This is a genomic window from Roseateles subflavus (assembly GCF_030285365.1).
Lineage (GTDB): Bacteria > Pseudomonadota > Gammaproteobacteria > Burkholderiales > Burkholderiaceae_C > Roseateles_B > Roseateles_B subflavus.
Window position 1 is genome coordinate 321,812 of the sequence record NZ_JASVDS010000004.1, and the last position, 23,764, is coordinate 345,575.

Below are 23,764 nucleotides of genomic sequence, written 5' to 3' on the forward strand. Positions count from 1 at the left end.
GCGAACGAGCTCAGACCGCCGGCTGGGCGCGCAGCTCGCGCGACCATGCGCGCCAGCCGGCCACGGACATCGGGATGAAGCCGGCGTAGAGCAGCACCGTCAGCCAGTAGCCCTTGATGGCGAACAGGGCCACGGACACCACATTGACCACCACCCACACGCCCCAGTTCTCCTGGTACTTGCGACCCAGCAGGTACTGGCCGAGCAGGCTCGCCACCGTCGGGAAGGCATCCCAGTAAGGCAGGGTGGAGTCGGTGTAGTGCGCCAGGTAGAGCCCCAGCAGCGGCCAGGCCAAGAGGGTGACGCCCACGGCCAGCGCGAGGTGGTGCTGCCCCAGGCGGCGCACGTAAAGGGCCTCGCCCTCGCGGGTGCGCCCCCGCAGCCACTGCAGCCAGCCCCACAGCGCGAGCGCCGCGAACACCAGCTGCAGCGAGGCCTCGCCATACAGCTTGCCAGACCAGAACAGCACGAAATAGAGCAGCGAGCTCACCAGCGCCAGCGGCCAGCCCAGCACCTGCACCCGCATATTGCAGATGACCATCCAGACGGCCAGCACGAAGGCCACCAGCTCCAGCCAGGTGATGGGGCTGCCGAAGGCCTCGAAGGCGGGCAGCAGCAGGGGGCTCAGCCAGGCGAGCAGGACATCCATGGGAAGGGCAGATCAGCGATGGACCTGGACGTAGATCTCGTCCGGGCGAACCATGCTCAGTTCGTAGCGGGCCTTTTCCTCGACCATTTCCAGGCCTTCACGCAGGTCGCGCAGCTCGGCCTGGATCAGCGCATTGCGCGCCTGGGCCTGCTCATTGGCCTGCTGCTGCTGGCGCAGCTCGGCGCGCAGCTGGACGCCGCGGGCCAGGCCCCCCTTGCCGAACCAGAGCTGGCCCTGGATGGCGATGAGGAAGGCGGCAAGGATGAGCGCGAGGATTTTCACGAGGGCTGAGTTTAAGGCAGTCCGATGACGGCTCGTTTGCGGGATGTCCATGAAAAAGGCCCCGACACCCGGGGGTGGCAGGGCCTCGGAGGCCGGACCGTGGGGTCCGGACCACAGGGTCTTAGCGCAGGTTGTAGAACGCCGAACGGCCGGGGTAGACGGCGACGTCGCCCAGGTCTTCCTCGATGCGCAGCAGCTGGTTGTACTTGGCCATGCGGTCCGAGCGCGACAGCGAGCCGGTCTTGATCTGGCCGGCGTTCAGGCCCACGGCGATGTCGGAGATGGTGGAGTCTTCCGTCTCGCCCGAGCGGTGCGAGATCACGGCGGTGTAGCCGGCGCGCTTGGCCATCTCGATGGCGGCGAAGGTCTCGGTCAGTGTGCCGATCTGGTTGATCTTGATGAGGATCGAGTTGGCGATGCCCTTGTCGATGCCTTCCTTCAGGATCTTGGTGTTGGTCACGAAGAGATCGTCACCCACCAGCTGCACCTTGGCGCCCAGGCGCTCGGTGATGTGCTTCCAGCCGTCCCAGTCGCCTTCGGCCATGCCGTCCTCGATGGAGATGATGGGGTACTTGTCGACCCAGGTGGCCAGCATGTCGGTCCACTGCTCGGCCGTCAGCTGGATGCCGCCTTCGCCTTCCAGCACGTACTTGCCGTCCTTGTAGAACTCGCTCGCGGCGCAGTCCAGGCCCAGGGCGATCTGCTCGCCGGCGGTGTAGCCGGCCTTGTCGATGGCTTCCAGGATCAGCTGGATCGCGGCCTCATGGCTCTCGACGCTGGGGGCGAAGCCACCTTCGTCGCCCACGGCGGTGCTGATGCCCTTGTCGTGCAGGATCTTCTTCAGGGCGTGGAACACCTCGGCGCCCCAGCGCAGGGCTTCGCGGAAGCTCGGGGCGCCCACGGGGATGATCATCAGCTCTTGCAGGTCCAGCGAGTTGTTCGCGTGGGCGCCGCCGTTGATGACGTTCATCATCGGGACAGGCAGCTGGTTGCCACCCATGCCGCCGAAGTAGCGGTACAGGGGCAGGCCGGATTCCTCGGCCGCGGCGCGGGCCACGGCCATCGAGACGGCCAGCATGGCGTTGGCGCCCAGGCGGCTCTTGTTCTCGGTGCCGTCGAGGTCGATCAGGGTCTTGTCCAGGAAGGCCTGCTCGGAGGCGTCCAGGCCCAGCACGGCTTCGCTGATCTCGGTGTTGATGTGCTCGACGGCCTTCAGCACGCCCTTGCCCAGGTAACGGCTCTTGTCGCCGTCACGCAGTTCGATGGCTTCGCGCGAGCCGGTGGAGGCACCGCTCGGCACAGCCGCACGGCCCATCACGCCCGATTCCAGTAGCACGTCGCATTCCACGGTGGGGTTGCCGCGGCTGTCGAGGATCTCGCGTCCGACGATGTCAACAATGGCGCTCATTGAGAAAGTCTCCGGTAGGAAGTTGGTAACTTAGTTACGTTCGGCGCGCATGGTGCCAGCAAAAGGTTACGCGCGCTGAACAATCGAGAGGCACGGGGTGGGCGCGGTGCTCACACCCCGTCGACGATCAGCATGCGCATCACGCCGGCGTTCTCGCGCAGCGTCCGGGCATGCCGGTAGGTCTCGGAATCGTAGAAGGCGCGGGCGGTGGCGTGGTCCGCGAACTTCAGCAGCACCAGACGGGTGGGCTGCCAGTCGCCTTCCAGCACCTCGATGGCGCCGCCGCGCACGAGGACCTCGGCGCCATGCTCCTGCATGGCGCGGGTGCTCCATTCCCGGTACTTGGCCATCTGCTCGGCATCGGTCACGGTGACGTCGGCAATCACGAAGGCGACGGGCATGGGCATCCTTGATAAGAAAGCGGCGCGGCCTGTGAAGGACGCGCCGGGATCGTGGGGTCAGGCGGAGAAGTCGTTCTCCAGCAGGGGCTGGCTCTTGACCACGCGGTCCAGGGCCACGAGCTGCTCGAGCAGCGCCCGCATGCGATTCAGGGGGACGGCGTTGGGGCCGTCGGAGAAGGCCTCGGCCGGGCGCGGATGGGTCTCCATGAAGAGGCCCGCCACGCCCACACCGACGCCGGCCCGTGCCAGCACCGGCACCATCTCGCGGGCACCGCCGCTGGTGGCGCCCTGGCCGCCGGGCTTCTGCACCGAGTGGGTGACGTCGAACACCACCGGCGCGCCGGAGTTGCGCATCTCGGCGAGGCTGGTCATGTCGGCCACGAGGTTGTTGTAGCCGAAGCTGACGCCACGCTCGCAGGCCAGGAAGCGGTCTTCCGAGAGGCCGGCCTCGCGAGCGGCCTCGCGCGCCTTGTCGATGACGTTCTTCATGTCCCAGGGCGCGAGGAACTGCCCCTTCTTGATGTTCACCGGCTTGCCCGACTTGGCCACCGCACGGATGAAGTCCGTCTGGCGGCACAGGAAGGCCGGCGTCTGCAGGACGTCCACCACGGCGGCCACGGGGGCGACCTGGGATTCGTCATGCACATCGGTCAGGATGGGCAGGCCCAGCTGGCGACGCACTTCGTCCAGGATCTTCAGGCCGGCGTCCATCCCGACACCGCGCTTGCTGGTGCCGGAGGAGCGGTTGGCCTTGTCGAAGGAGCCCTTGTAGATCAGGGGGATGCCCAGCGCCGAGCAGGCCTCCTTCAGCTGGCCGGCGACCTCGATGGAGAGCTCCTGGCTCTCGATCGAGCAGGTGCCGGCGATCAGGAAGAAAGGCTTGTCGAGACCGACATCAAAGCCGCAGAGCTTCATGGGCAGGATTCCTTCAGGCCTTCTTGTGGTTCAGGGCCGCCTTGATGAAGGCGGTGAACAGCGGATGGCCGTCCCAGGGGGTGGACTTGAACTCGGGGTGGAACTGCACGCCGACGAACCAGGGGTGCACCTCGCGCGGCAGCTCGACGATCTCGGTCAGCTTCTCGCGCTGGGTGATGGCCGAGATCACGAGGCCGGCCGCCTGCAGCTTGTCGAGGTAGTGCTCGTTGGCTTCGTAGCGGTGGCGATGGCGCTCGGTCACGACCGGGCCGTAGATCTCGTGGGCCAGCGTGCCGGGCTTGACGTCCGAGCTCTGGGCGCCCAGGCGCATGGTGCCGCCGAGGTCGCTCTTCTCGTCGCGCTTCTGGATGGTGCCGTCGGCGTCCTGCCATTCGTCGATCAGGGCAATGACCTTGTGCGGAGCGTCCGGGTCGAACTCCGTGGAGTTCGCGCCCTCGAGGCCGGCCATGTGGCGGGCGTACTCGATCGTGGCAACCTGCATGCCCAGGCAGATGCCCAGGTAGGGCACCTTGTGCTCGCGGGCGTACTGGGCCGCGAGGATCTTGCCCTCGACACCGCGCTTGCCGAAGCCGCCCGGCACCAGGATGGCGTCGTACTGGCCCAGCTGAGCGATGTTGTCCGTCGTCAGCTGCTCGGAGTCGACATACTCGATCTTGACGCCGGCATGGTTGTGGATGCCGGCGTGGCGCAGCGCCTCGTTCAGCGACTTGTACGAGTCCGACAGGTCGGTGTACTTGCCGCACATGGCGATGGTGACCTGCTTGGCCGGGTTCTCCACCTCGTGCACCAGGGTGTCCCAGCGCTTCAGGTCGGCCGACTTGGTGTTGAGCTGCAGCTTGGTACAGATCAGCTGGTCCAGACCCTGCTCATGCAGCACGCGCGGCACCTTGTAGATGGTGTTCACGTCCCACATGGAGATCACGCCGTACTCGGGCACATTGGTGAACAGCGAGATCTTCTCGCGCTCGTCATCCGGGATGCGGCGGTCGGCGCGGCACAGCAGGGCATCGGGCTGAATGCCGATTTCGCGCAGCTTCTGCACCGTGTGCTGGGTGGGCTTGGTCTTGAGCTCGCCGGCAGCGGCGATCCACGGCACATAGGTCAGATGGACGAAGGCGACATTCGTCGGGCCCATCTTCAGGCTCATCTGGCGCGCGGCTTCCAGGAAGGGCAGGGACTCGATGTCCCCCACCGTGCCGCCGATCTCGACGATGGCCACGTCCACGGCATCCGGCGTGCCGTGACCGGCGCCGCGGCGGATGAACTCCTGCATTTCATTGGTGATGTGCGGGATCACCTGCACCGTCTTGCCCAGGTAGTCGCCACGGCGCTCCTTCTCCAGCACCGACATGTAGATCTGGCCGGTGGTGAAGTTGTTGGCCTTCTTCATCCGCGTGGTGATGAAGCGCTCGTAGTGGCCCAGGTCCAGGTCAGTCTCGGCACCGTCATCGGTGACGAAGACTTCGCCGTGCTGGAAGGGGGACATCGTGCCCGGATCCACATTGATGTAGGGATCCAGCTTGATGAGGGTGACGGAGAGGCCGCGCGATTCGAGGATGGCAGCCAGAGAGGCCGATGCGATGCCCTTGCCGAGGGAGGACACCACACCGCCGGTGACGAAGACGTACTTGGTCATGTCTTGCAGCGTCCGATGCAAGAACGCTGTGGTGGTAAAGCGCGATTATAGCGAGGTCGCGCCGGGGGCAGCGGCCTCGGCTTCCAGACGATCCAGCAACTGCAGGACGAGGGCGGCTGTATCGTCGGGGCGCTCGAAGGGATAGAGGTGCCCGCCCTCCATCCAGTGGAAGTTGTGGCCGGCCAGGCGCTTGCTGGCTTCGGCTCCGGCCTGCCGCAGCTCTTCCGACTGCGTGCCGGCCACAAAGGCCAGCGGGCATCGGGGCGGATGGCGCCGCACGATGCGGTCGAAGGTGTGCGGCAGCGTGTTGTAGATGCGGGTCTCGACCTCGCGGCGAAAGCCCAGCTCGACCCCGGGGCCATCCGGCCCGGTCACGTCGTCGAAGCCGCTCGCCACATAGTCGCGCAGCACCCGTTCGTCCCAGCGAGCGAACTTGTGCTTGCTGGCGAAATGCTCGAAGACGGCCTCCCGCGTGGGCCAGCGGTGGCGGCGCTGGCTGGAGATCTTGCCGGGGGACACGCGCTCGATCAGCCCGGTGAGCTTGGCCACATGAATGCTGTGCGCCTTCCAGCCGGACACCACGGGGGAGTCCAGCATCAGCAGGCCGCGGACGAGGTCCGGGCGCCGGCACGCCGCCAGCAGGCTCACGCCGCCGCCCAGGGAATGCCCGGCCATCATGACCGGCCCGGGCGTCGCCATGCGCGGTCGCACCTCACGCTCGATGAAGTGGATCAGCTGGTCCCGCAGGTGGGGCCAGTTGCTGGTGACGGGATAGGCGGGGTCGTGGCCCAGCCGGGGGATGGCATGCACGGTCCAGCCGGCACGCTGCCAGGTCTCGAACAGCACCCGGTAGCAGCCCGACGGGAAGCCGTTGGCATGCGAGAAGACGAGGTGGCGTTCGGCGGGCGTGGTGCCGGGCTGGGAGGCGGGCATGGGGCAGGGTCTCGGGTCGGGGGCAAATGGGCAGGCGCCGGCGGAGGCGCCGCTCAGGCGCGGGCCATCTGCTTGAGCTTGTACAGCTGCTCCAGCGCCTCCCGGGGGCTAAGGGCATCGGGGTCCAGATCATGCAGGGCCTCCAGCAGCGGATGGGTCGCCTCCGTGACAGCCGCGGGCGGCTCTGGTGGCGCGGCGAAGAGGTCGATCTGGGTCTCGGCCTCGCCGGCCTTGGCTTCCAGAGCCTCCAGCGTGGCGCGCGCCTGCCGCACGAGGCTGCCCGGCATGCCGGCCAGGCGCGCGACCTGCACCCCGTAGCTGCGGCTCGCGGGTCCGGGCTGGATCTCGTGCAGGAAGACGATGTCGTCCCCGCTTTCCGCTGCCGAGACGTGCATGTTCACGGCCTGCGTATGCCGGACCGGGAATTCGGTGAGCTCGAAGTAGTGGGTCGCGAACAGCGTGAATGCGCGGCACTTGTCGTGCAGGTGGCTGGCGATGGCGCCGGCCAGCGCCAGGCCGTCGAAGGTGGAGGTGCCCCGCCCGATCTCGTCCATCAGCACCAGGGACTGCTCGGTGGCGCCGTGCAGGATGGCGGCGGCCTCGGTCATCTCCAGCATGAAGGTGGACTGGGCGTTGGCGAGGTCGTCCGCCGCACCGATGCGGGTGTGGATCGCATCCATCGGCCCGAGGCGGCAGCTGCGCGCCGGCACGTAGGCGCCCATGGCGGCCAGCAGGCAGATCAGCGCCACCTGGCGCATGAAGGTGCTCTTGCCGCCCATGTTCGGCCCGGTGATGACCTGCATGCGGGTGCGGGCGTCGAGCCGGCAGTCGTTGGCCATGAACTCGCCGGCGCCGGTCTCGCGCAGGCGCATCTCCACGACGGGGTGGCGGCCTGCCTGGATGTCGATGCAGGGCTGCGGCACGAACTCGGGCCGTGCCCAGCCCAGCGTGGCGGCGCGCTCGGCCAGCGCGGCCAGGGCGTCCAGGCTCGCCAGGGCGCGGCCCAGCCGTGTGAGGGCGGGCAGCTCGTTGATCAGCTCGTCGATCACCAGCTCGTACAGCGCCTTCTCCCGGGACAGCGCACGTTCCTGGGCCGACAGCGCCTTGTCCTCGAAGCTCTTGAGTTCCGGCGTGATGAAGCGCTCGGCGTTCTTGAGGGTCTGGCGACGCTGGAAGTCCATGGGGACCTTGTCCAGCTGGCCGGTGGTGACCTCGATGTAGAAGCCATGCACCTTGTTGTACTGCACGCGCAGGTTGCCGATGCCGGTGCGGGCGCGCTCGCGCGCCTCGAGGTCCAGCAGGTAGGCGTCGCAGTTCTGGCTGATGCCGCGCAACTCGTCCAGCTCGGCATCGAAGCCGGGCGCGATGACGCCGCCATCGCGGACCAGCACCGCCGGCTCCTCGGCGATGGCGCGGCTCAGCAGCTCGGCCAGATGCGGCGAGGCCAGCAGGCCGTCGCCCAGAGACTGCAGCAGCGCGCTGCCCGAGGGCGGCACCTGGGACTGCAGGGCCGGCAGCGTCAGCAGCGTGGCGCGCAGGCCCGCCAGTTCGCGCGGGCGCACCTGGCGCAGGGCCACCCGGGCGGCAATGCGCTCGACGTCCGAGACCTGGCGCAGTGCCTCACGCAGACCCTCGAAGCCGTGGGAGAGGAAGGTGGCGATGGCGTCGTGACGGGCCACGGCCTCGCTGCGCTCGCGCTTCGGATGCAGCAGCCACTGGCGCAGCGCTCGGCTGCCCATGCCGGTGCGGCAGCTGTCCAGCAGCGAGAGCAGGGTGGGGCTGGTCTCGCCGCGCAGCGTCTGGGTCAGTTCCAGGTTGCGCTGGGTGGCGGGCGGGAGGTCCAGCAGCTCCGAGGCGCGCTGCACCTGCAGGCTCTTCACGTGGGCCAGCGCCCGGCCCTGGGTGTGCTCGGCATAGCTGAGCAGCGCCGCGGCGGCGGCCTGGGCGGCCGCCAGCTCCTGTGCATTCAGGCCCTGCAGGCTGGCCACGCCAAGCTGCTCGCAGAGCTTGCGCAGGCCCAGGGCGGTGTCGAACTGCCAGCTGGGGCGGTTGGTGATGGGCAGTCGTGCCACCAGCACGCCGGCGGGCTGGCGCTCCCGATCCACCAGCACCTCGGCGGGGGACAGACGAGCGAGCCAGGACGGCAGCTCCTCGGCACTGCATTCGGCCAGGCCCAGCTGGCCCTGGGTGAGCGACAGCCAGGCCAGGCCCAGCGTGGGCTTGGCGCGGGCGCCGGTGCTCGCCACGGCGAGCAGGATGCTGTCCTGCTTGTCGGCCAGCAGCTCGGTGTCGGTGACAGTGCCGGGCGTGACCACACGCACGACCTTGCGCTCGACCGGCCCCTTCGTGGCCCCCACCTCACCGACCTGCTCGGCAATGGCCACGGCCTCGCCCAGCTTGATCAGCTTGGACAGGTAGGACTCCAACGCATTCACCGGAACCCCGGCCATCACCACCGGCTCGCCGGCACTCTGGCCGCGCACCGTCAGGGTGATGTCCAGCAGCGCATTGGCCTTGCGAGCGTCGTCGTAGAAGACTTCGTAGAAATCCCCCATGCGGTAGAAGACCAGGGTGTCCGGGAACTCGGCCTTGATGCGCAGGTACTGCGCCATCATGGGCGTGTGGGCGGAGAAGTCCTGGGCTGCTGGGGCGGCCTGACCTGCGTAGGCGGCGCTGCTGGGGGCTTGGGCCATGTCGGCGTCGAAGAGTCGGTAGGAGGAGAGCGAGTCCGGCAGGGCTCACGGGGGACGCATCTTAGCGGCTGGCCGGCCGAATCTGCCGACGGGCAGGCCCTCTTCGGGCCCACCGGCGGGTTTGCCTCCTCTGTCCTGGCGATGCGCCGAGGTGAACGCGGCAAAAGTACTTGAATACTGTATGCGTATACAGTATTCTTGCGCCATCACGAAGTTCCGGCAGGCCCGCCACCCGGCGCCGCCTGCCACCTGGTCAAGCACGAAAGCGGGAGCAGCAGATGGCAGCGGTCAAGCGCATGGGCGTGAAAGTGGGCATGAAGGTCAGCAGAGCGGTCGGCGGCAGCGTCGGGGTGCGCATGCAGGAGCCGGAATCCTGGATCCTCGGGATCGGCGGCTTGACTGTCCTCGGCCTGGCCTTCGGCGTGCTGGGCTGAGCGGGCGGCCTTGATGCAGTGAGGCCGAGAGGCGAGGTGCAGCTCCCGGGCTATCGACGGGCCGGCAAGGGAATGAAGTCCTCTTCGCCCTCCACCGGGGGAAATCGCCCCTGAGCCCAGTCGCGGGCGGCCTCGTCGATGCGGTCCTGGCGGCTCGAGACGAAGTTCCACCACAGGTGCCGGGGAGCATCCAGGCGGGCGCCGCCCAGCACGATGACGTCCGTGGGTTCAGAGGTCAAAGGCGAGGCCGCAAGTTCGAGGCTGCCCGCGGTGGCCTGATCCGGCGAGCGGGCGATCGTCTCGGCTGAGGTGGGCAAGGTCTGGTCGGATGTCGTGGGCGGCGGCTCAGAAGTTGGGGTGGCTGTGTGGCGTGTCGTCAGCACCGCCAGTCGGCGCGCCGGGAGCGGTTCGCCATTGAGCAGCAGATCCTGGCCGGGCGCGTAGACCGCCAGCTCCTCGGGCAGTTCGTCTGCCCACTGGCCCAGGTCCAGGCGGGCGCCGGGTGACAGGCGCAGGTGGAGGTACAGGGTGCGGGTCGCCGTCCGGACGGGCGAGCGCTGGCCGTCTAGCGCGCCCACGAGCAGTCGCACGCAGGCACCTTCGCGCTCGATCGCCGGCAGTTCGTTCGCGGCCACATGCTGGAAGCTGGGGGCGCAGTCCTCCTCGTGCAGCGGCAGGGCACACCACAGTTGGAGGCCGTGCAGGGTGTAGGCGCTGCCCCGGAGATGTTCGGGCGCGCGCTCGCTATGCACGATGCCCCGGCCTGCTGTCATCCAGTTGATGTCTCCCGGCTGGATCTCCTGGCGGGCACCGGTGCTGTCGTGGTGCAGCAGGGCGCCCTCGAACAGGTAGCTCACCGTGCTCAATCCGATGTGCGGATGCAGCCGCACGTCATGGGCCGGGTCCCCGTGGCTGATGGCCGGGCCGAAGTGGTCCATGAAGATGAAAGGCCCGACGCTGCGCTGCCCCAGCGCCGGGAGCAGTCGCAGCACCTTGAAGCCGCCGCCGAGGTCCTTGTCATGCCCGCTGATGAGACGTGTCGGGTTCATGTGGTGGTCGTCCTGTACTTGTTGGGGCCGGAGTGCCCGAGGGTGGCGCTGGGGGCCGTACCCGTCGGACCGGTGGTCGTGCCCGGAGGCACCGTAGCGGCCCACGCGCTCGCCCAGCATACGGGCTCAACGGGGCGGCAGCGCCTGGCCTTGCGGTCGTTTCGGGGTTCTCATGGCCTGGTCGTGGTCCTGATCTTCATCCGGATCCTGATCCTGATCCTTCTGCGTGTCGCCTACGTCAAGGACTGCGCCCCGCGGCACGCAGGCGGGAATCGGGTCCGCCCCGGCGTGGAAGCGGGATTCTGTCTTGCCCGCCACCCCGCAGTCCCCATGTCCGGACTCCGTGCCACGGGGTCCGGTGCCGGTGAAGCGAATCCCGCCTGTACTCGGCTTGTAACCCACGGGGGGCTCAGTTCTTGTAATATGGTTACCAACTTAACAAGGGTTGAGTTACATCCACCCGGTAGACGAGACGCATGAACAAGACGCTGCAAACCGTGACCGCCCGCATCCGCGAGCGCAGTGCCCCGGACCGTGAACGCTATCTGGCCGAACTTGACCGTCTGGCACAGCGCAAGCGCGGGCCTGAGCGCATGGGCTGTGCCAACGTCGCCCATGCCTTCGCCGCCATGCCGCCGAATGACAAGCTGCGCATCGTGGCGGAGCGGCCCACGCACCTGGGCGTCGTGACGGCCTATAACGATGTGCTCTCCGCCCACCAGCCCTATGAGCGCTACCCGGACCTCATCCGCGACGAGGCGCGCCGCCACGGAGCCACGGTCCAGGTCGCCGGCGGGGTGCCGGCGATGTGCGATGGCGTGACGCAAGGCCTGCCGGGCATGGAGCTGAGCCTGTTCAGCCGCGATGCCATCGCGATGGGCACCGCCGTGGCGCTGAGTCACGACATCTTCGATGCCGCCTTGCTGCTGGGCATCTGCGACAAGATCGTGCCGGGGCTGCTCATCGGCGCCCTGAGCTTCGGCCATCTGCCTTGCGTGTTCGTCCCTGCCGGCCCCATGGGGTCGGGCCTGTCCAACAGCGACAAGGCCAAGGTCCGCGAGCTGTACGCCCAGGGCAAGGTCGGGCGCGAGGAATTGCTCAAGGCCGAGTCCGCCGCCTACCACGGGGCGGGGACCTGCACGTTCTACGGCACGGCGAACAGCAACCAGATGCTGCTGGAGGCCATGGGCCTGCATGTGCCGGGCGCCGCCTTCATCCACCCGCATGAGGACCTGCGGGAGCAGCTGAGCCGCGAAGCCGTCCGCCAGGCTCTCCGCATCGCCCCGGGCGCTGACTTCACGCCCATCGGCCGTGTGGTGGACGAGCGCTGCATCGTCAATGCCATGGTCGCGCTGCTCGCCACCGGCGGCTCCACCAACCACCTGATTCACTGGGTGGCCGTCGCGCGGGCGGCGGGCATCCACATTGACTGGACGGACTTCTCCGAGCTGTCGGCTGTCGTGCCGCTGCTGGCACGCGTCTACCCCAATGGCAGTGCCGACGTGAACCAGTTCCAGGCGGCCGGCGGCCCCGGGTTCGTGATCCGTGAGCTGCTGGGGGCGGGCCTGATGCACGGTGAGGTGCTCACCATCCACGGCCCGGGTCTCGAGGCCTATGGGCGCGTGCCGTATGTCAGCGCCGACGGCCTGGCTTGGCAGGATCTGCCAGCCGGCTCCGGCGACGTCAGCGTCGTGCGGACGGCGGCCGAGCCCTTCAGCGCCACGGGCGGCCTGAAACTGCTGTCGGGCAATCTGGGGCGCGCGGTGATCAAGGTGTCGGCCGTGCCCGAGGACCGCCATGTGGTCGAGGCGCCGTGCCGCATCTTCCATGATCAGGACTCGATGCAGGCGGCGTTCAAGGCCGGCGAGCTGGACCGCGACGTGGTCGTGGTGGTCCGCTTCCAGGGCCCGCAGGCCAATGGCATGCCCGAGCTGCACAAGCTCACGCCGCCCTTGGCGGTCCTGCAGGGCAAGGGCTTCAAGGTGGCCCTCGTGACGGACGGTCGCATGAGTGGGGCGTCGGGCAAGGTGCCGGCCGCCATCCACGTCAGCCCGGAGTCCCTGGCGGGTGGCCCGCTGGCTCGGCTGCAGGACGGCGACGTCGTGCGGCTGGATGCGGTGACGGGCGAACTCTCGGCGCAGGTGCCCGCCGACGTCTGGGAGGCCCGCGCGCTGGCTACCCTGGACCCTGCCCAGGCCGCCGATAACGCCACGGGGCTTGGACGCAACCTCTTCGGAGGATTCCGCCGAAACGTCCGCAGCGCCGAGGAGGGCGCCGTGACGTGGCTCTGATCTGCCCGATGACCTGTCGGTGGCCGGCCTTGACGTGTCGCCACCGTCAGGCAGCCCCGCTCCTTTGATCGCCTCTTCCCCATTGGAATCCGCATGAGCCACCAGACCCTCAGCCTCGCCAGCCACGGCCCCGTCATCCCCGTCATCGTGATCCACAAGCTCGAGCACGCCGTGCCTCTGGCGGAGGCGTTGGTCGCCGGTGGGGTGAAGGTCCTGGAGGTGACGCTACGCACCCCGGTGGCGCTGCAAGCGATGGAAGCCATGGCACGCGCGGTGCCGGAGGCCATCGTCGGCGCCGGCACGCTGCGCACCGCCGCCGACGTCGCCGCCGCGAAGAGCGCGGGCTGCCGCTTTGGCGTCAGCCCGGGCTTCAGCACCGAGATCGCCGTCGCGGCCCAGGGGCAGGATCTGCCCCTGCTGCCGGGCGTCTCCACCGCGAGCGAGGTGATGCAGGCCAATGCGGCGGGCTATCACTTCCTGAAGCTGTTCCCGGCCGCGGCCGTCGGTGGCGTCAACCTGCTCAAGGCGCTGGCGGGCCCCTTCCCCGATGTGGCCTTCTGCCCGACCGGGGGCATCACGCCGGAGTCGGCGCCCCAATTCCTGTCGCTGCCCAATGTGAAAGTCTGCGGCGGCTCCTGGTTGACGCCACAGGATGCACTGGATGCCGGCGATTGGGTGCGAATCACCCAGTTGGCAAAAGCCACCCATACGCTGAGGGCTTGAACACGGCCGGAGGATCGCGAGACGGCCCCCCATGAGCGCCTGAGGATCGCAGGACGGACGCCTGTTGGCCGCATGAGAACGGCCTGGGTGTTGGCACTGCTGCCGGTCAATTCCTGGCTCACCGGGTGGGGCGCGTGAATGGCGCGACAAGGGATGCCCGGCTCTTCGCAGTAGGTCCACCTGGATGGGCGTAGGAGTTGACTGAACAGGCGGACCGAGCTGGCTGACTGAGCTGACTGAGCTAGCCGTTCGAGCTAGCCGTTCAAGTTGGCTGACCGAGTTGTCTGACTGAGCAGACGGAGCCGGCCGGCAAAGAAAAGCCCGAAAACAGGTCGACAAATGAGTCTGCCAACAAGGGCCTGTCAAACGGAGGCGTGCTGGCACATGCTGCGCCAATGGGGGCGGCCGGCCCCCCCCTGGGTTGACACTCGCCGCTCAGCCCTGGCGCTGCTCGAAGATCAGGCAGGTCGTGCTGGCGTGGGCATAGAGCCGCCCGTCGTGGCCGACCAGTCGCGCCTCGGCCGTCGACACCTGACGACCCCGGTGGGTCACTTCGCCGATGGCGCGCACGAGCGGCACCTTGTCCGTCAGCGCACGCACGAGGTTCACCTTGAATTCGAGCGTCGTATAGCCGCTGCCCGCTTCCAGCGTGGTGTGCACGGCGCAGCCCAGTGCTGAATCGAGCAGCGTGGCGAACCAGCCGCCATGCACGGTGCCCAGCGGGTTGTAGTGGCGGAACTGCGGCTTGCCCTGGAACACCGCCTGGCCTCGCGCCACCTCGACCAGCAGGAAGTCCAGCGTCAACGCGATGGGTGGTGGCGGCAGCTCGCCCGCCAGCATGGCCTGCATCTGGGCCAGCCCGTCCAGGCCGGCGAGCTGATCCAGCCGCGCCAGGCCTGGCTGCCTTTGCATGCGCTCGCGCACCTGGGCCTCGTCATCGCACCAGCGTTGGAGCAGGGCGTCGGCGTGGGATGTGCTCTCGGTTCGGCTCATGGGGGCTCCACAGGAAATTCGGATGGCCAACGTGCGGCGACGGCTGGTGCGGATGGGCGGGGGCGGTTCAATCCACGGTGACGATGACCGGTGCGTGGTCGCTCGGCCGCTCGTTGCGGCGCGGCTGCTTGTCAATCTCGCAGGCGCTCACGCCCGCGCGCAGCGCAGCGCTGACGAGGATGTGGTCGATGCGCAGCCCCTGATTCTTGCGGAAGGCCAGGTTGCGGTAGTCCCACCAGCTCCAGCTCTTGGGGGGCTGCTCGAACATCCGGAAGGCATCGGTCAGTCCCAGATCGATCAGCCCCTGGAAATGGGCGCGCTCCTGCGGCGTGCAGTGAATCTGGCCGGCCCAGGCCACCGGGTCGTAGACGTCCCGGTCTTCCGGGGCGATGTTGAAGTCACCCATCAGCACGAGACGCTCGTGCGTCTGCAGTTCGGCCCGCACCCATTCGCGCAAGGCGTCGAGCCAGCCCATCTTGTAGACGAACTTCTCGCTGTCCGGGGCCTGGCCGTTCGGGAAGTAGGCGCCGATCACGCGGACACCGTCCACCGTGCCAGCGATCACCCGCGCCTGCTCGTCCGCCAGGCCGGGGATGTTCTTGACCACGTCCGTCGCGGGCGTGCGGCTCAGGAGGGCCACGCCGTTGTAGGTCTTCTGGCCGAACCACTGCACTTGGTAACCGGCGGCGCCGATCTCGAGCGTGGGGAACTTGTCATCGGTGAGCTTGGTCTCCTGCAGGACCAGGGCATCGACGGGATGGGCGGCGAGCCAGTCCAGGAGCTGGGGCAGACGCACCGCCAGCGAGTTGACGTTCCAGGTGGCAAATTTCATGGCCAAGAAGCAGTTGACAGCAGAGGCGGCATTGTCGACCAGAACGGCGGGGGGAACGGCACGCAGGGCGCCGTTCGTCCCGGGCGCGCTGCTGCCGGCCGAGGTGGGGCGGCATCGGTGAGGGGCGGAGGCGGGCACTTTGTCAAGGCTGGGGTTGTGGGCCGGGGCGATGTCCGTGCCGTCGCGCTCGACAGAGGTCGCGAGGTGGCTCCGAAAGGTGCGCGAAAGACCCCGGCAACTGCAAGAGCTGACAGGTCCCGCATCAGGATTACCTGGAGTCTGGCCCCTCAGTTTTGAGGTTAACGTGCATCCGGCTTCTGGTCCTGAAAGGCCTGGAGATCCAGCGATGAAACCCTGGTTTCAATCCCTGCGACGTGTCGCAGTCCTGGTCTTCACGGCGGCTTGGGGCCCGAAGTGGCCACAAGGGGTGGCCGACTGCCGCGGCGCTGTGCCCCAGCCCGCGTGCACGACATCAAACGCAGGGCCAAGAAAGCATCTCCTATGAAGATCGAAGACCTGAAGAGCCGTGTGGCCAACATCGTCAGCGCCGACGCCGCACCCAAGGCTGACGCTGCCGACCTGCAACTGCTGGACGACGACATGCTGGACGCCGTCAGCGGTGGCCGTGAGTGGTGGGTGCAGGCCACCTGGACCATGCGCTTCTGAGTCTCCTGAGTCTCTGGCGAGGCGGTGAGTCGGACGCAGGTCCGCTCGCCGCCTTCCTTCTTCTGATGCCGTCGCCATGCAAACCATTGTCATCCCCGCCTCGCACATCCAGCGCCGGAGCTCGGCGTCGCCGCACCCAGAGGCACCGCGGCGCACGCAGCCGCGGCCGTGGCACACCCTCGAGGTCATCCTGAAGATCACCGAGCGGTGCAACATCGCATGCACCTACTGCTACTTCTTCAACATGGACGACAACGCCGCCGGCAATCCTGTCTACATGGATGGCGGAACGGCACAGGACGTCGTGGCCTTTCTGGCGAAGGCGGTGCGGGACAGCGGCGCCTCGGCACTGCAGATCGACATCCATGGCGGCGAACCGCTCCTGATGAAGAAGGATCGCTTCGAGCAGATGTGCCGGGCGATGCGCGAGGGGCTGGGCTTCGTGGAGCAGCTGCGCATTGCGCTGCAGACCAACGCCATGCTGGTTGACGACGAATGGATCGACCTCTTCGAGCGATTCGACATCTCCGTGGCCGTCAGCCTGGATGGTCCGGCGGAGTATCACGACCTGTTCCGGCTCGACCATGGCGGAAAGGGCACGCATGCCCAGGTGGTGGCCGGCCTTCGCAAGCTCCAGGCCGCGGCTGCCGCCAAGCGCATCTATGCCATCGGCACGATCTGCGTGCCTCACTACAGTTTCGACGCCCGGCGCGTGCTCAGCCACTTCGTGGACGATCTGGGACAGCGCCTGCTGCATATCAGTCTGCCGGTCCCCGGTTCCAGCCCGGACCATTTCGGCCCCGACGGCGGCGCAGGCTACACGCGCTTTCTCTGCGATCTCTTCACCGCCTGGGCGGAACGGGAAGATCCGAGCATCGAGATCCGGCTGTTCCAGACGCTGCTGGGCCGCCTGCTGGGCGGGCAGGAAGGGCTGGCCCAGGGCAAGGCGCGGCGCGGCGGCTACACCGCGTTCACCATCCAGAGCGACGGGCAGCTGTGCGGACCGGACGATGACCGCCTGGCGGACTACGCCTTCCAGGCGGCCGTCCAAGCCAGGGCGGACACGAGCCTGGATGATTTCTATGACACGCCCGAGATGCTGCGGTATGTGCAGTCCCAGGGCGAGCGCTCCCCCGTCTGCCAGAGCTGCTGCTGGGGGCATGTCTGCGAGGGGGGCGACGTCCTCGGTGGGCGCGCCTACCGCTTCGTGCCGGGCCAGGGCCATGCGAACCCCAGTGCCTACTGCCAGGGGCTCCAGGAGCTGCTGGTGCTCATGACGCAATGGGCCCTGGGCCGCGGGGTGCCGATGGCGCGCATCGAAGAGGTGCTGGTCACCGGCTGAGCCGTGGGCAAGAGGCTGAGCCCTTGCTTCAAGGGAAGACAGGCAGGTGCAGCAGATGCACGTCACCTTGGGGCTGGACGGCCCAGGCCTGCCCATTCAGCACCGTCAGCCCGACGCCTTCCGAGGGCCACGCCTCGCCGATCTGCTGCCATGCGCCACCGTCCTTGCTGGCCAGGAAGCGGGTTTCTCCGCTCGCTCCGCAGGCCATCAGCAGGACGTTGTCATTGAGCCGCTTCAGTTGAGCCAGGCTCATGGCGAAGCTGGCCTTCCCGGTCGTGCAGGGAACGCTGTTCAAAACGGTCCAGCTCTGGCCACCGTCGACGGAGCGCAGCCGCTGACCCTCGGTATCGACGGCGTCAAGGGTCTCAGCGTTGCTCCACACCATGCCCACGAAGCGCCGGACGCCCGGCGGCACACTGGCGAGCTGCCAGGACTCACCTCCATTGCGGGTCAACAGGGGCAGGGGCGCGGAGCGAGGGTCCGGGAAGATCAGGGACGTGCCGTGGCGGCCGTCACTGAAGTCGGGCGTGATGAAGGCGGCCGGACTGAAGGACTGCAGCTGATTGCCCAGGTGCCAGGTCTTGCCCAGGTCATCCGACCAGGCCATGTTCAAGGCCATCGCAGTCGGCGTGGTGAAGCAGAAGAAGCGACCGTTCTCCAACACCGCAAACGTCTGAGGCAGGCAATCCACATCGACATTGGCGACCTGTTCCGTCCACGTGCCGCCGGCCGACTGGCTGACAAACCACCGCTTGTCCCGGTACAGGGCCATGATGCCCTGGCCGTTGCCGGCGAAGAAGGTCGGGTTCTGCCAGTCTGGCAGGTTCAGGGGCGGTGTGGGATTGGCCGGATCGGGGAGCTTGATGACCTTGAAGGACTGGCCGTCCGCGAGGAACAGTTGGCGGTCCACGTCCATGGCCAGGAAGCCACCGCGCCCATTGACGACCGGTGCCTTTGACCAGGGGTGCTCCGGCGGAATCAGAGGGGCCCATGACTGACCGCCGTCCGCAGACGTGTGCATCCGGACGCGGCCTCCGCTGGCCCGGCTGGCGCTCAGCACCCCGCCGGGCGTGCAGCCCACGAGGTTCAGCTCAGCGGCCATGCGGGTCCAGTGGGTCCCCCCGTCCGTGGAGAGGGCCTGACGCATGGGATCGGCCAGCAGTGTGTCACCGCAGAAATCCGGGTCAATGAGTGCCTCGTTGGCCAGCACAGGCGGCAGCAGGCCCGAGGTGCGGTCTTCCCAGCTCTTGCCCTGATCGCGGCTGATCCAGTAGCTCGTGCGTACCTCGGTGGGGGACGAGGCCATCCGGCTCAGCAGCAGTTCCCTGCGCGGAGTCGATAGCAGCCGGTGGCTCTCGCCCGGGGCGCGGGCGGCTGTGGCAAGGAGGGCCGGCAGGGACTGGCGGACCCAGCTGACGCCGTGGTCGTCCGTGCTGCGCAGCACCAGGCCCGCGGTGCCCGAAGCGCTGGTTTCGTCGGACAGCAACCAGGCGCGATCACTCTGGGGGTCGTGTGCCCACGTGACGGCTTCGGAGCGCTGCGCCGTCGCCGTGCCATCGGCCGGCTCGGGGAGTCGCGCCCATACGAAGCGCGACACGTGCGTGCGCCACAGCTGCGCCGTCCGGTCCTCGCTGACGAGCAGCACGTCGCCCGAGGTGAAGACCTGAACCGAATGGGGATTCGCCACGGGCATGCGCACCTGGCGCCAGGACTTGCCTAGGTCGTCCGACACCAGCAGCAGCGCCGGGCGCGAGGAATGCCCGCGCAGGAAGCCCAGCACGGCGCCGCCTCCCTTCGTCAGGTGCATGTCGCCCGCGATATTGGGCGTGTCGACCTTTGCGCTGCGAACGACTTCCCAGTGGTCGGTCAGCGGGCTTTCCAGCTGGATGTCGCCGGTACCATGCATCACCACGCGGGTGGTGTCGTTGATCCACAGGTGGGTGCTGGCGCTCTGCACCGACAGTGGCAGGCCATGGTGTGGCACGGGCTGCGACAGGCGCGTGATTCGCGCGGGCCGGCTGATGGCCTGCCCGGCGTCATTGCGCACGATGACGCGGACGTGAGTGGCGTTGGCCTGCGTACCGCTGACATCGGGCAGATGCAGCACGCCGGACGTCGCGCCGGCCAGCGGGGTGAAGCTGCCGCCGCCATCTCGGCTGAGCTCCCACTGGTAGCTCAGGGCGCTGCCAGAGGCTTCGACGCCGAATGCCAGCGCCGCCTGCCCCAGTCGCACGAATTCGTCGGCAGGCGGCACGTCGATGGACGGAGCGCTCACGACGGGCGCAGGCGTCGGCTTGGGCTCGGCATTGCCACCGCCTCCCCCTCCGCCCCCACCGCAGGCCGTCAGGAGTGCGCCTGTGAGCGTCAGGGTCAGTGTCAGTTTTCGGGCGCACGAAGGCGCTTGCAGGACTGCTGCGATCATGAATTTCCTCCCTGGATGACGGGTGCCGCGCGAAGGCCCCGTTCCTTGTCTTTTCTTGAATTGGGTGCTCGACGTCCGTGCAGGCTGACGCAGCGGCGAGAAGGGCGTCAGCGGCCTCCGAGGCGCGTGCCTAGGGGACGCTTTGGCGAGCCAGCTCGCCGGCTCGGGGTCAGAGATGCAGCCAGGCGGCGATGCCCACCGCGATGCCCACGCCACCCACCACCAGCGTGGCCCACTCCATCCAGCGCCGGCGGGTCAGCAGCGCGATGGCGGCGACGGCGATGGAGACCTGCAGCGCCGTCGTGGCCTGAGCCCAGCGGTGGTGCTGGTGCAGCTGCTCCTCGCTCTTGTGGTCGAAGTCGGCGGACTCCTTTTCCAAGGCCTCCGCTTCCTTCTTGATCTCGTTCTTCTCGGTCTCGTAGCGCTCGATCTTGGCCTTGTACTTGGCCTTCTGCTCCTCGCTCGGCGCGAGGTCCAGGGCGATCTCCGCGAGATTCTGCTTGCTGCTCTTGGACTGGAAGTAGGCCCACTTGTTGGCCGCTTCCGTCTTCTTGATCGCCGCGTCGTTCTTGTACAGGCCGGCATTGGCCTGCGTAGCGCCGCCCATGTAGGCGAACAGGGCGCCGACCGTCGCCAGGATGGCGGTGATCACCGCCAGCTGGCCGGCCATGCCCTTGGGTTCGTGCTGCGCCGCATGCTCCAGCTCGTGGTCATGCGGGCCGTGGACGTGAAAACCGCCTCCAGACATGGGTCGTTCCTCCTGAACTTTGAATGATGAAGATGCGTGGCCGCCGAGAGGCGGCCGCGCCCGCTCAGCGCTGGCGCTCCAGACGCACGAAGCGGTAGGTGAAGCCATCGGGCTCGCCGGCCCGGTGTTGATGCTGCTCGCGCCGGACCTCGCGGAACGCCGTGCCGTCCCAGGCGGGGAAGAAGGCATCCGCGGGGCGCTGGATGTCGAACTCGGTCAGTTCCAGGGCCGTGGCGAGAGGCAGGGCGAGGGCGTAGATCTCGGCGCCACCCATCACGAAGACCCGCTCGCCCGCGCCACACGCCGCGAGCGCCGCGCCGAGGTCAGGAAAGACCTCCGCGCCGTCCAGCTGCAGTCCGGCCTGGCGGCTCAGCACCAGGTTGCGCCGCCCGGGCAGGGGGCGGAACCTGGCCGGGATCGAGTCCCAGGTTTTACGGCCCATCAGCACGGTGGCCCCCATTGTGAGCGCCTTGAAGTGCGCCATGTCCTCCGGCAGGCGCACGAGCAGCTCGTTGCCCCGGCCGATGCCGCGGTCCCGGCAGATGCCGGCGATGAGGGTCAGGTCTTGCATGGCGCCTCCCACCTGGCCGCTCAGACCGCCACGGGCGCCTTGATGGCGGCGTGGTGCTGATAGTCCTGGATCTCGAAGTCTTCGAGCTGGTAGTCGAAGAGGCAGTCGGGCTTGCGGCGGATGTGCAGCGTGGGATAGGGGAAGGGCTCGCGGGACAGCTGCGTCTGCACCTGCTCGAAGTGGTTGCTGTAGATGTGGCAGTCACCGCCCGTCCAGATGAAGTCGCCGACGTCCAGGTCGCACTGCTGGGCCACCATGTGCGTCAGCAGGGCGTAGCTGGCGATGTTGAAGGGCACGCCGAGGAAGATGTCGGCGCTGCGCTGGTACAGCTGGCAGGACAGCCGGCCGCGGCCGCCGGGTTCGGTGGCGGGGGCCACGTAGAACTGGAAGAAGGCGTGGCAGGGCATCAGGGCCATCTTCGACAGGTCGGCCACGTTCCAGGCGCTGACGATGATCCGGCGCGAATCCGGGTTGCTGCGCAGCTGCTGCAGGACGTCGGTGATCTGGTCGATGTGGCCGCCGTCCGGTGTGGGCCACGAGCGCCACTGAACGCCGTACACCGGCCCGAGGTCACCGTCCTCGCGGGCCCATTCGTCCCAGATGGTGCAGCCGCGTTCCTGCAGCCACTTCACGTTGGAATCCCCCCGCAGGAACCAGAGCAGCTCAAGGACGATGGACTTCAGGTGCACCTTCTTGGTGGTGACCAGCGGGAAGCCCTCGTTCAGGTCGAAGCGCATCTGGTGGCCGAAGACCGAGCGTGTGCCGGTGCCGGTGCGGTCGGCCTTGGTCACGCCATGGTCGTGGACATGGCGCATGAAGTCTTCGTACTGGCGGCGGGTGGGGCGGGTCGTCACGGCGGTGGCCTGGGCGGTTGGTGTCTGGGGCGGCTGCGTAGTTTATGCGAGCCGTCTGCGGCATTCAGACAGGCCGCGCATCGCCCTCCGTCGGGTGGGGGACGGCGTCCTCGCCGGCAGGCTCGGGCCGCCAGCGCGAGGGCGGCACCACCTTGGCCTCGTCCGGATCGCCCAGGTAGTGCGGCGACATGATCTGCACGCCGAACTCGTTGAAGACGTCCTGGATCTGCCCGTGCAGCAGGCTCAGCACCTGGGCGCGCGGGCCCGGCTCGCTCGGCTGGGCCTGCACGACGAGGCGGTACTCGACGTAGAAGTCCGACAGCGCGGTCTGGAACACGCGGGGCGCCGGTGTCTGCAGGATGCCCGGCGTGCGCGCCGCCGCGAGCTTGAGCAGGGCCTCGACCTGCCGCCAGGCGGTGTCGTAGCCAATGGTGACCGAGGTGTCGAGCGCGAAGCCCGCGCCGCCACCCGTCCGCGAGTAGTTGCGGGTGACGCTGGCGGCGATCAGCGCATTGGGCAGCGTGAGCTCGTCCCCCTGGCCGGTACGGATGCGCGTGGCGAAGGTGCCGAGGTCCGTGACCGTCCCCTCGTGCTCGCCGATGCGCACGTACTCGCCGATGCGCAGCGTGCGTGTGTACATGAGGATCAACCCGGCCGCCGCCTGCCCCACGACGCTGGATGCGCCCAGCGAAGCCATCAGGCCGATCAGCACCGACAGCCCCTTGAAGGCCTCCGTCTGCGCTCCGGGCAGGTAGGGGTAGGCCATGGCGACGGCAAAGGCCCACAGGCCCACGCGGACGAGCCGGCGGGTCGGGCGCGCCGTGTCGGCATCGAGCCAGCCGAGGTCGACGGCCCCCGACTCGGCACGTTCGAAGAAGGGGTCCAGGGCGGTGCTGATGAAGTGGGCCAGCACGAAGATCAGGATGGCCACCAGCAGCTGGGGCAGGGCACTGGCGGCCCCCAGGAGCACGCCGCCGAGGGCCTCGCGCAGCGTGGCATGGAGCTGCTCGCCCCACACCCGCGTGTAGGGAAACTGGCGCAGCGCCCAGCCCAGCCATTCGTACACCAGCAGCAGCCACAGCCCGGCGTGCAGCAGGCGCACGATGAGTCGCACGGCATCACCCAGGCGGTCCAGGCTCAGCAGCGTGACGCCGCTCACCTGCAGCTTGCGCGCCTGGGCGCCCGCCCCGCGTGCCAGCAGGCGCAGGCTGACGCGCGAGGCGCGACGCAGCGCCCACAGCACGGGCAGCAGCAGGACCAGCGAGCCCAGCACCCACAGCACCGAGAGCCCCAGCTGCTTCCAGCTGTGGGCCTCGCCGTATTCCTGCAGCGCCAGCTCGAGTCGTGCCTTCGCGTCCAGCGCCACGCGATCCAGGTCCGGCTCGGGCAGCGCGGCGGGACTGGCGCTCGCGTCGGCCGGCAACACGGTGGCGATCAGCTGCCCGTTCACGAGCAGGGTGCGACCCTCCGGCACCGGCCGCAGCTCGACGCCATACGGCGCTGCCTGCGTCTCCAGGACGGCCGCCAGCTGGGCTTGTGCGCGGCGGTGGCGGTCCGCCGGCTGGAGGCCGAGGGCGGAGGCTTGCATCACGAGGATGTCCCGGCCCGCGAGGCGCAGCCGTGGGGCCGAGGCCGCGGGCGTGGCAGGGGCCGCCGCGCTCGCCGTGAGGGCGGGAAGCGCGTCTGACGCGGCCGGCTCTGGCACCGCGGGCAGGGCATGACCGATCCCCGGCAATGCCAGGAGCATCGCCCACCCGGCGAGCGCCCGCCGCGCCCTGCGGCCGAGCGCGTGCCGCAGGGGCGTCGCCTCACGCCGGTCGGAAGCGGTGCGGGCCGGAGAACAGGTCGAAGGCGAGGCGGCGCAGGTCATGGGCAGTCCGTGGAGCGAGAGCGGGGTGGGG

Annotated in this window: 21 protein-coding genes; 5 read left to right on the top strand and 16 right to left on the bottom strand. The window is 68.4% G+C overall.

Annotated features, from left to right (window positions below; translation table 11 throughout):
- Positions 1-10: 10 nt before the first annotated feature.
- The 8 genes from pnuC to mutS all read right to left on the bottom strand — a co-directional run bounded on the left by pnuC (position 11) and on the right by mutS (position 8,938).
- Positions 11-649, bottom strand: a complete 639-nt coding sequence (pnuC, locus tag QRD43_RS15805; protein WP_285983463.1) for a nicotinamide riboside transporter PnuC — start codon at positions 647-649, stop codon at positions 11-13.
- Positions 650-661: 12 nt separating this feature from the next.
- Positions 662-931, bottom strand: coding sequence for a septum formation initiator family protein (locus tag QRD43_RS15810; protein WP_285983464.1), 270 nt, complete (start codon positions 929-931; stop codon positions 662-664).
- A gap of 121 nt (positions 932-1,052) precedes the next feature.
- On the bottom strand, positions 1,053-2,339 hold the full coding sequence (gene eno, locus QRD43_RS15815) for a phosphopyruvate hydratase (RefSeq protein WP_285983465.1): 1,287 nt from the start codon (positions 2,337-2,339) through the stop codon (positions 1,053-1,055).
- 110 nt (positions 2,340-2,449) lie between these two features.
- A complete protein-coding gene (locus QRD43_RS15820; RefSeq protein ID WP_285983466.1) occupies positions 2,450-2,740 on the bottom strand; it encodes a DUF1330 domain-containing protein in 291 nt (96 codons plus the stop codon).
- A 57-nt stretch (positions 2,741-2,797) separates the two neighbouring features.
- Positions 2,798-3,655, bottom strand: coding sequence for a 3-deoxy-8-phosphooctulonate synthase (kdsA, locus tag QRD43_RS15825; RefSeq protein ID WP_285983467.1), 858 nt, complete (start codon positions 3,653-3,655; stop codon positions 2,798-2,800).
- A gap of 13 nt (positions 3,656-3,668) precedes the next feature.
- A complete protein-coding gene (gene pyrG, locus QRD43_RS15830) occupies positions 3,669-5,312 on the bottom strand; it encodes a CTP synthase (protein WP_285983468.1) in 1,644 nt (547 codons plus the stop codon).
- 45 nt (positions 5,313-5,357) lie between these two features.
- Positions 5,358-6,245: an alpha/beta fold hydrolase gene (locus tag QRD43_RS15835; protein ID WP_285983469.1), complete on the bottom strand. Its 888-nt coding sequence runs from the start codon at positions 6,243-6,245 to the stop codon at positions 5,358-5,360.
- A 53-nt stretch (positions 6,246-6,298) separates the two neighbouring features.
- The gene (gene mutS / locus QRD43_RS15840; protein WP_434063893.1) at positions 6,299-8,938 is read right to left on the bottom strand and encodes a DNA mismatch repair protein MutS; all 2,640 of its coding nucleotides are present in this window, start codon (positions 8,936-8,938) and stop codon (positions 6,299-6,301) included.
- A 278-nt stretch (positions 8,939-9,216) separates the two neighbouring features.
- Between mutS and QRD43_RS15845 the strand changes: the two genes are divergently transcribed.
- On the top strand, positions 9,217-9,372 hold the full coding sequence (locus QRD43_RS15845) for a hypothetical protein (RefSeq protein ID WP_285983470.1): 156 nt from the start codon (positions 9,217-9,219) through the stop codon (positions 9,370-9,372).
- 50 nt (positions 9,373-9,422) lie between these two features.
- On the opposite strand, the gene QRD43_RS15850 is transcribed toward QRD43_RS15845, so the two are convergent.
- Positions 9,423-10,421, bottom strand: a complete 999-nt coding sequence (locus QRD43_RS15850) for a pirin family protein (RefSeq protein ID WP_285983471.1) — start codon at positions 10,419-10,421, stop codon at positions 9,423-9,425.
- Between the two features lie 476 nt (positions 10,422-10,897).
- On the opposite strand from QRD43_RS15850, the gene edd reads away from it, so the two are divergent.
- Both edd and eda read left to right on the top strand, forming a co-directional pair.
- Positions 10,898-12,712, top strand: a complete 1,815-nt coding sequence (gene edd, locus QRD43_RS15855) for a phosphogluconate dehydratase (protein WP_285983472.1) — start codon at positions 10,898-10,900, stop codon at positions 12,710-12,712.
- Between the two features lie 93 nt (positions 12,713-12,805).
- Positions 12,806-13,435: a bifunctional 4-hydroxy-2-oxoglutarate aldolase/2-dehydro-3-deoxy-phosphogluconate aldolase gene (gene eda / locus QRD43_RS15860; protein WP_285983473.1), complete on the top strand. Its 630-nt coding sequence runs from the start codon at positions 12,806-12,808 to the stop codon at positions 13,433-13,435.
- A gap of 435 nt (positions 13,436-13,870) precedes the next feature.
- Here eda and QRD43_RS15865 read toward each other — a convergent pair whose 3' ends face one another.
- Together QRD43_RS15865 and xth are read right to left on the bottom strand one after the other, a co-directional pair.
- Complete coding sequence (locus tag QRD43_RS15865) at positions 13,871-14,428, bottom strand: PaaI family thioesterase (protein ID WP_434063894.1); 558 nt, start codon at positions 14,426-14,428, stop codon at positions 13,871-13,873.
- Positions 14,429-14,495: 67 nt separating this feature from the next.
- Positions 14,496-15,260, bottom strand: a complete 765-nt coding sequence (xth, locus tag QRD43_RS15870) for an exodeoxyribonuclease III (protein ID WP_285983474.1) — start codon at positions 15,258-15,260, stop codon at positions 14,496-14,498.
- 501 nt (positions 15,261-15,761) lie between these two features.
- On the opposite strand from xth, the gene QRD43_RS15875 reads away from it, so the two are divergent.
- Positions 15,762-15,926 carry a hypothetical protein gene (locus QRD43_RS15875; protein WP_285983475.1) on the top strand — a complete coding sequence of 55 codons (165 nt, stop codon included), beginning with the start codon at positions 15,762-15,764 and terminating at the stop codon, positions 15,924-15,926.
- A 76-nt stretch (positions 15,927-16,002) separates the two neighbouring features.
- Complete coding sequence (locus QRD43_RS15880; RefSeq protein ID WP_285983476.1) at positions 16,003-17,268, top strand: radical SAM protein; 1,266 nt, start codon at positions 16,003-16,005, stop codon at positions 17,266-17,268.
- 28 nt (positions 17,269-17,296) lie between these two features.
- Here QRD43_RS15880 and QRD43_RS15885 read toward each other — a convergent pair whose 3' ends face one another.
- From QRD43_RS15885 to QRD43_RS15905, 5 genes are all read right to left on the bottom strand, one after another.
- Positions 17,297-19,543: a sialidase/neuraminidase family protein gene (locus QRD43_RS15885; protein WP_285983477.1), complete on the bottom strand. Its 2,247-nt coding sequence runs from the start codon at positions 19,541-19,543 to the stop codon at positions 17,297-17,299.
- A 316-nt stretch (positions 19,544-19,859) separates the two neighbouring features.
- Entirely contained in the window at positions 19,860-20,438 is a 579-nt protein-coding gene (locus QRD43_RS15890; RefSeq protein ID WP_285983478.1) for a DUF4337 domain-containing protein, read from the bottom strand.
- Positions 20,439-20,502: 64 nt separating this feature from the next.
- Positions 20,503-21,009, bottom strand: coding sequence for a dihydrofolate reductase (locus QRD43_RS15895; RefSeq protein ID WP_285983479.1), 507 nt, complete (start codon positions 21,007-21,009; stop codon positions 20,503-20,505).
- A gap of 20 nt (positions 21,010-21,029) precedes the next feature.
- On the bottom strand, positions 21,030-21,863 hold the full coding sequence (locus QRD43_RS15900) for a thymidylate synthase (protein WP_285983480.1): 834 nt from the start codon (positions 21,861-21,863) through the stop codon (positions 21,030-21,032).
- Between the two features lie 64 nt (positions 21,864-21,927).
- Positions 21,928-23,451, bottom strand: coding sequence for a mechanosensitive ion channel family protein (locus QRD43_RS15905; protein WP_285983481.1), 1,524 nt, complete (start codon positions 23,449-23,451; stop codon positions 21,928-21,930).
- Between the last annotated feature and the right edge of the window lie 313 nt (positions 23,452-23,764).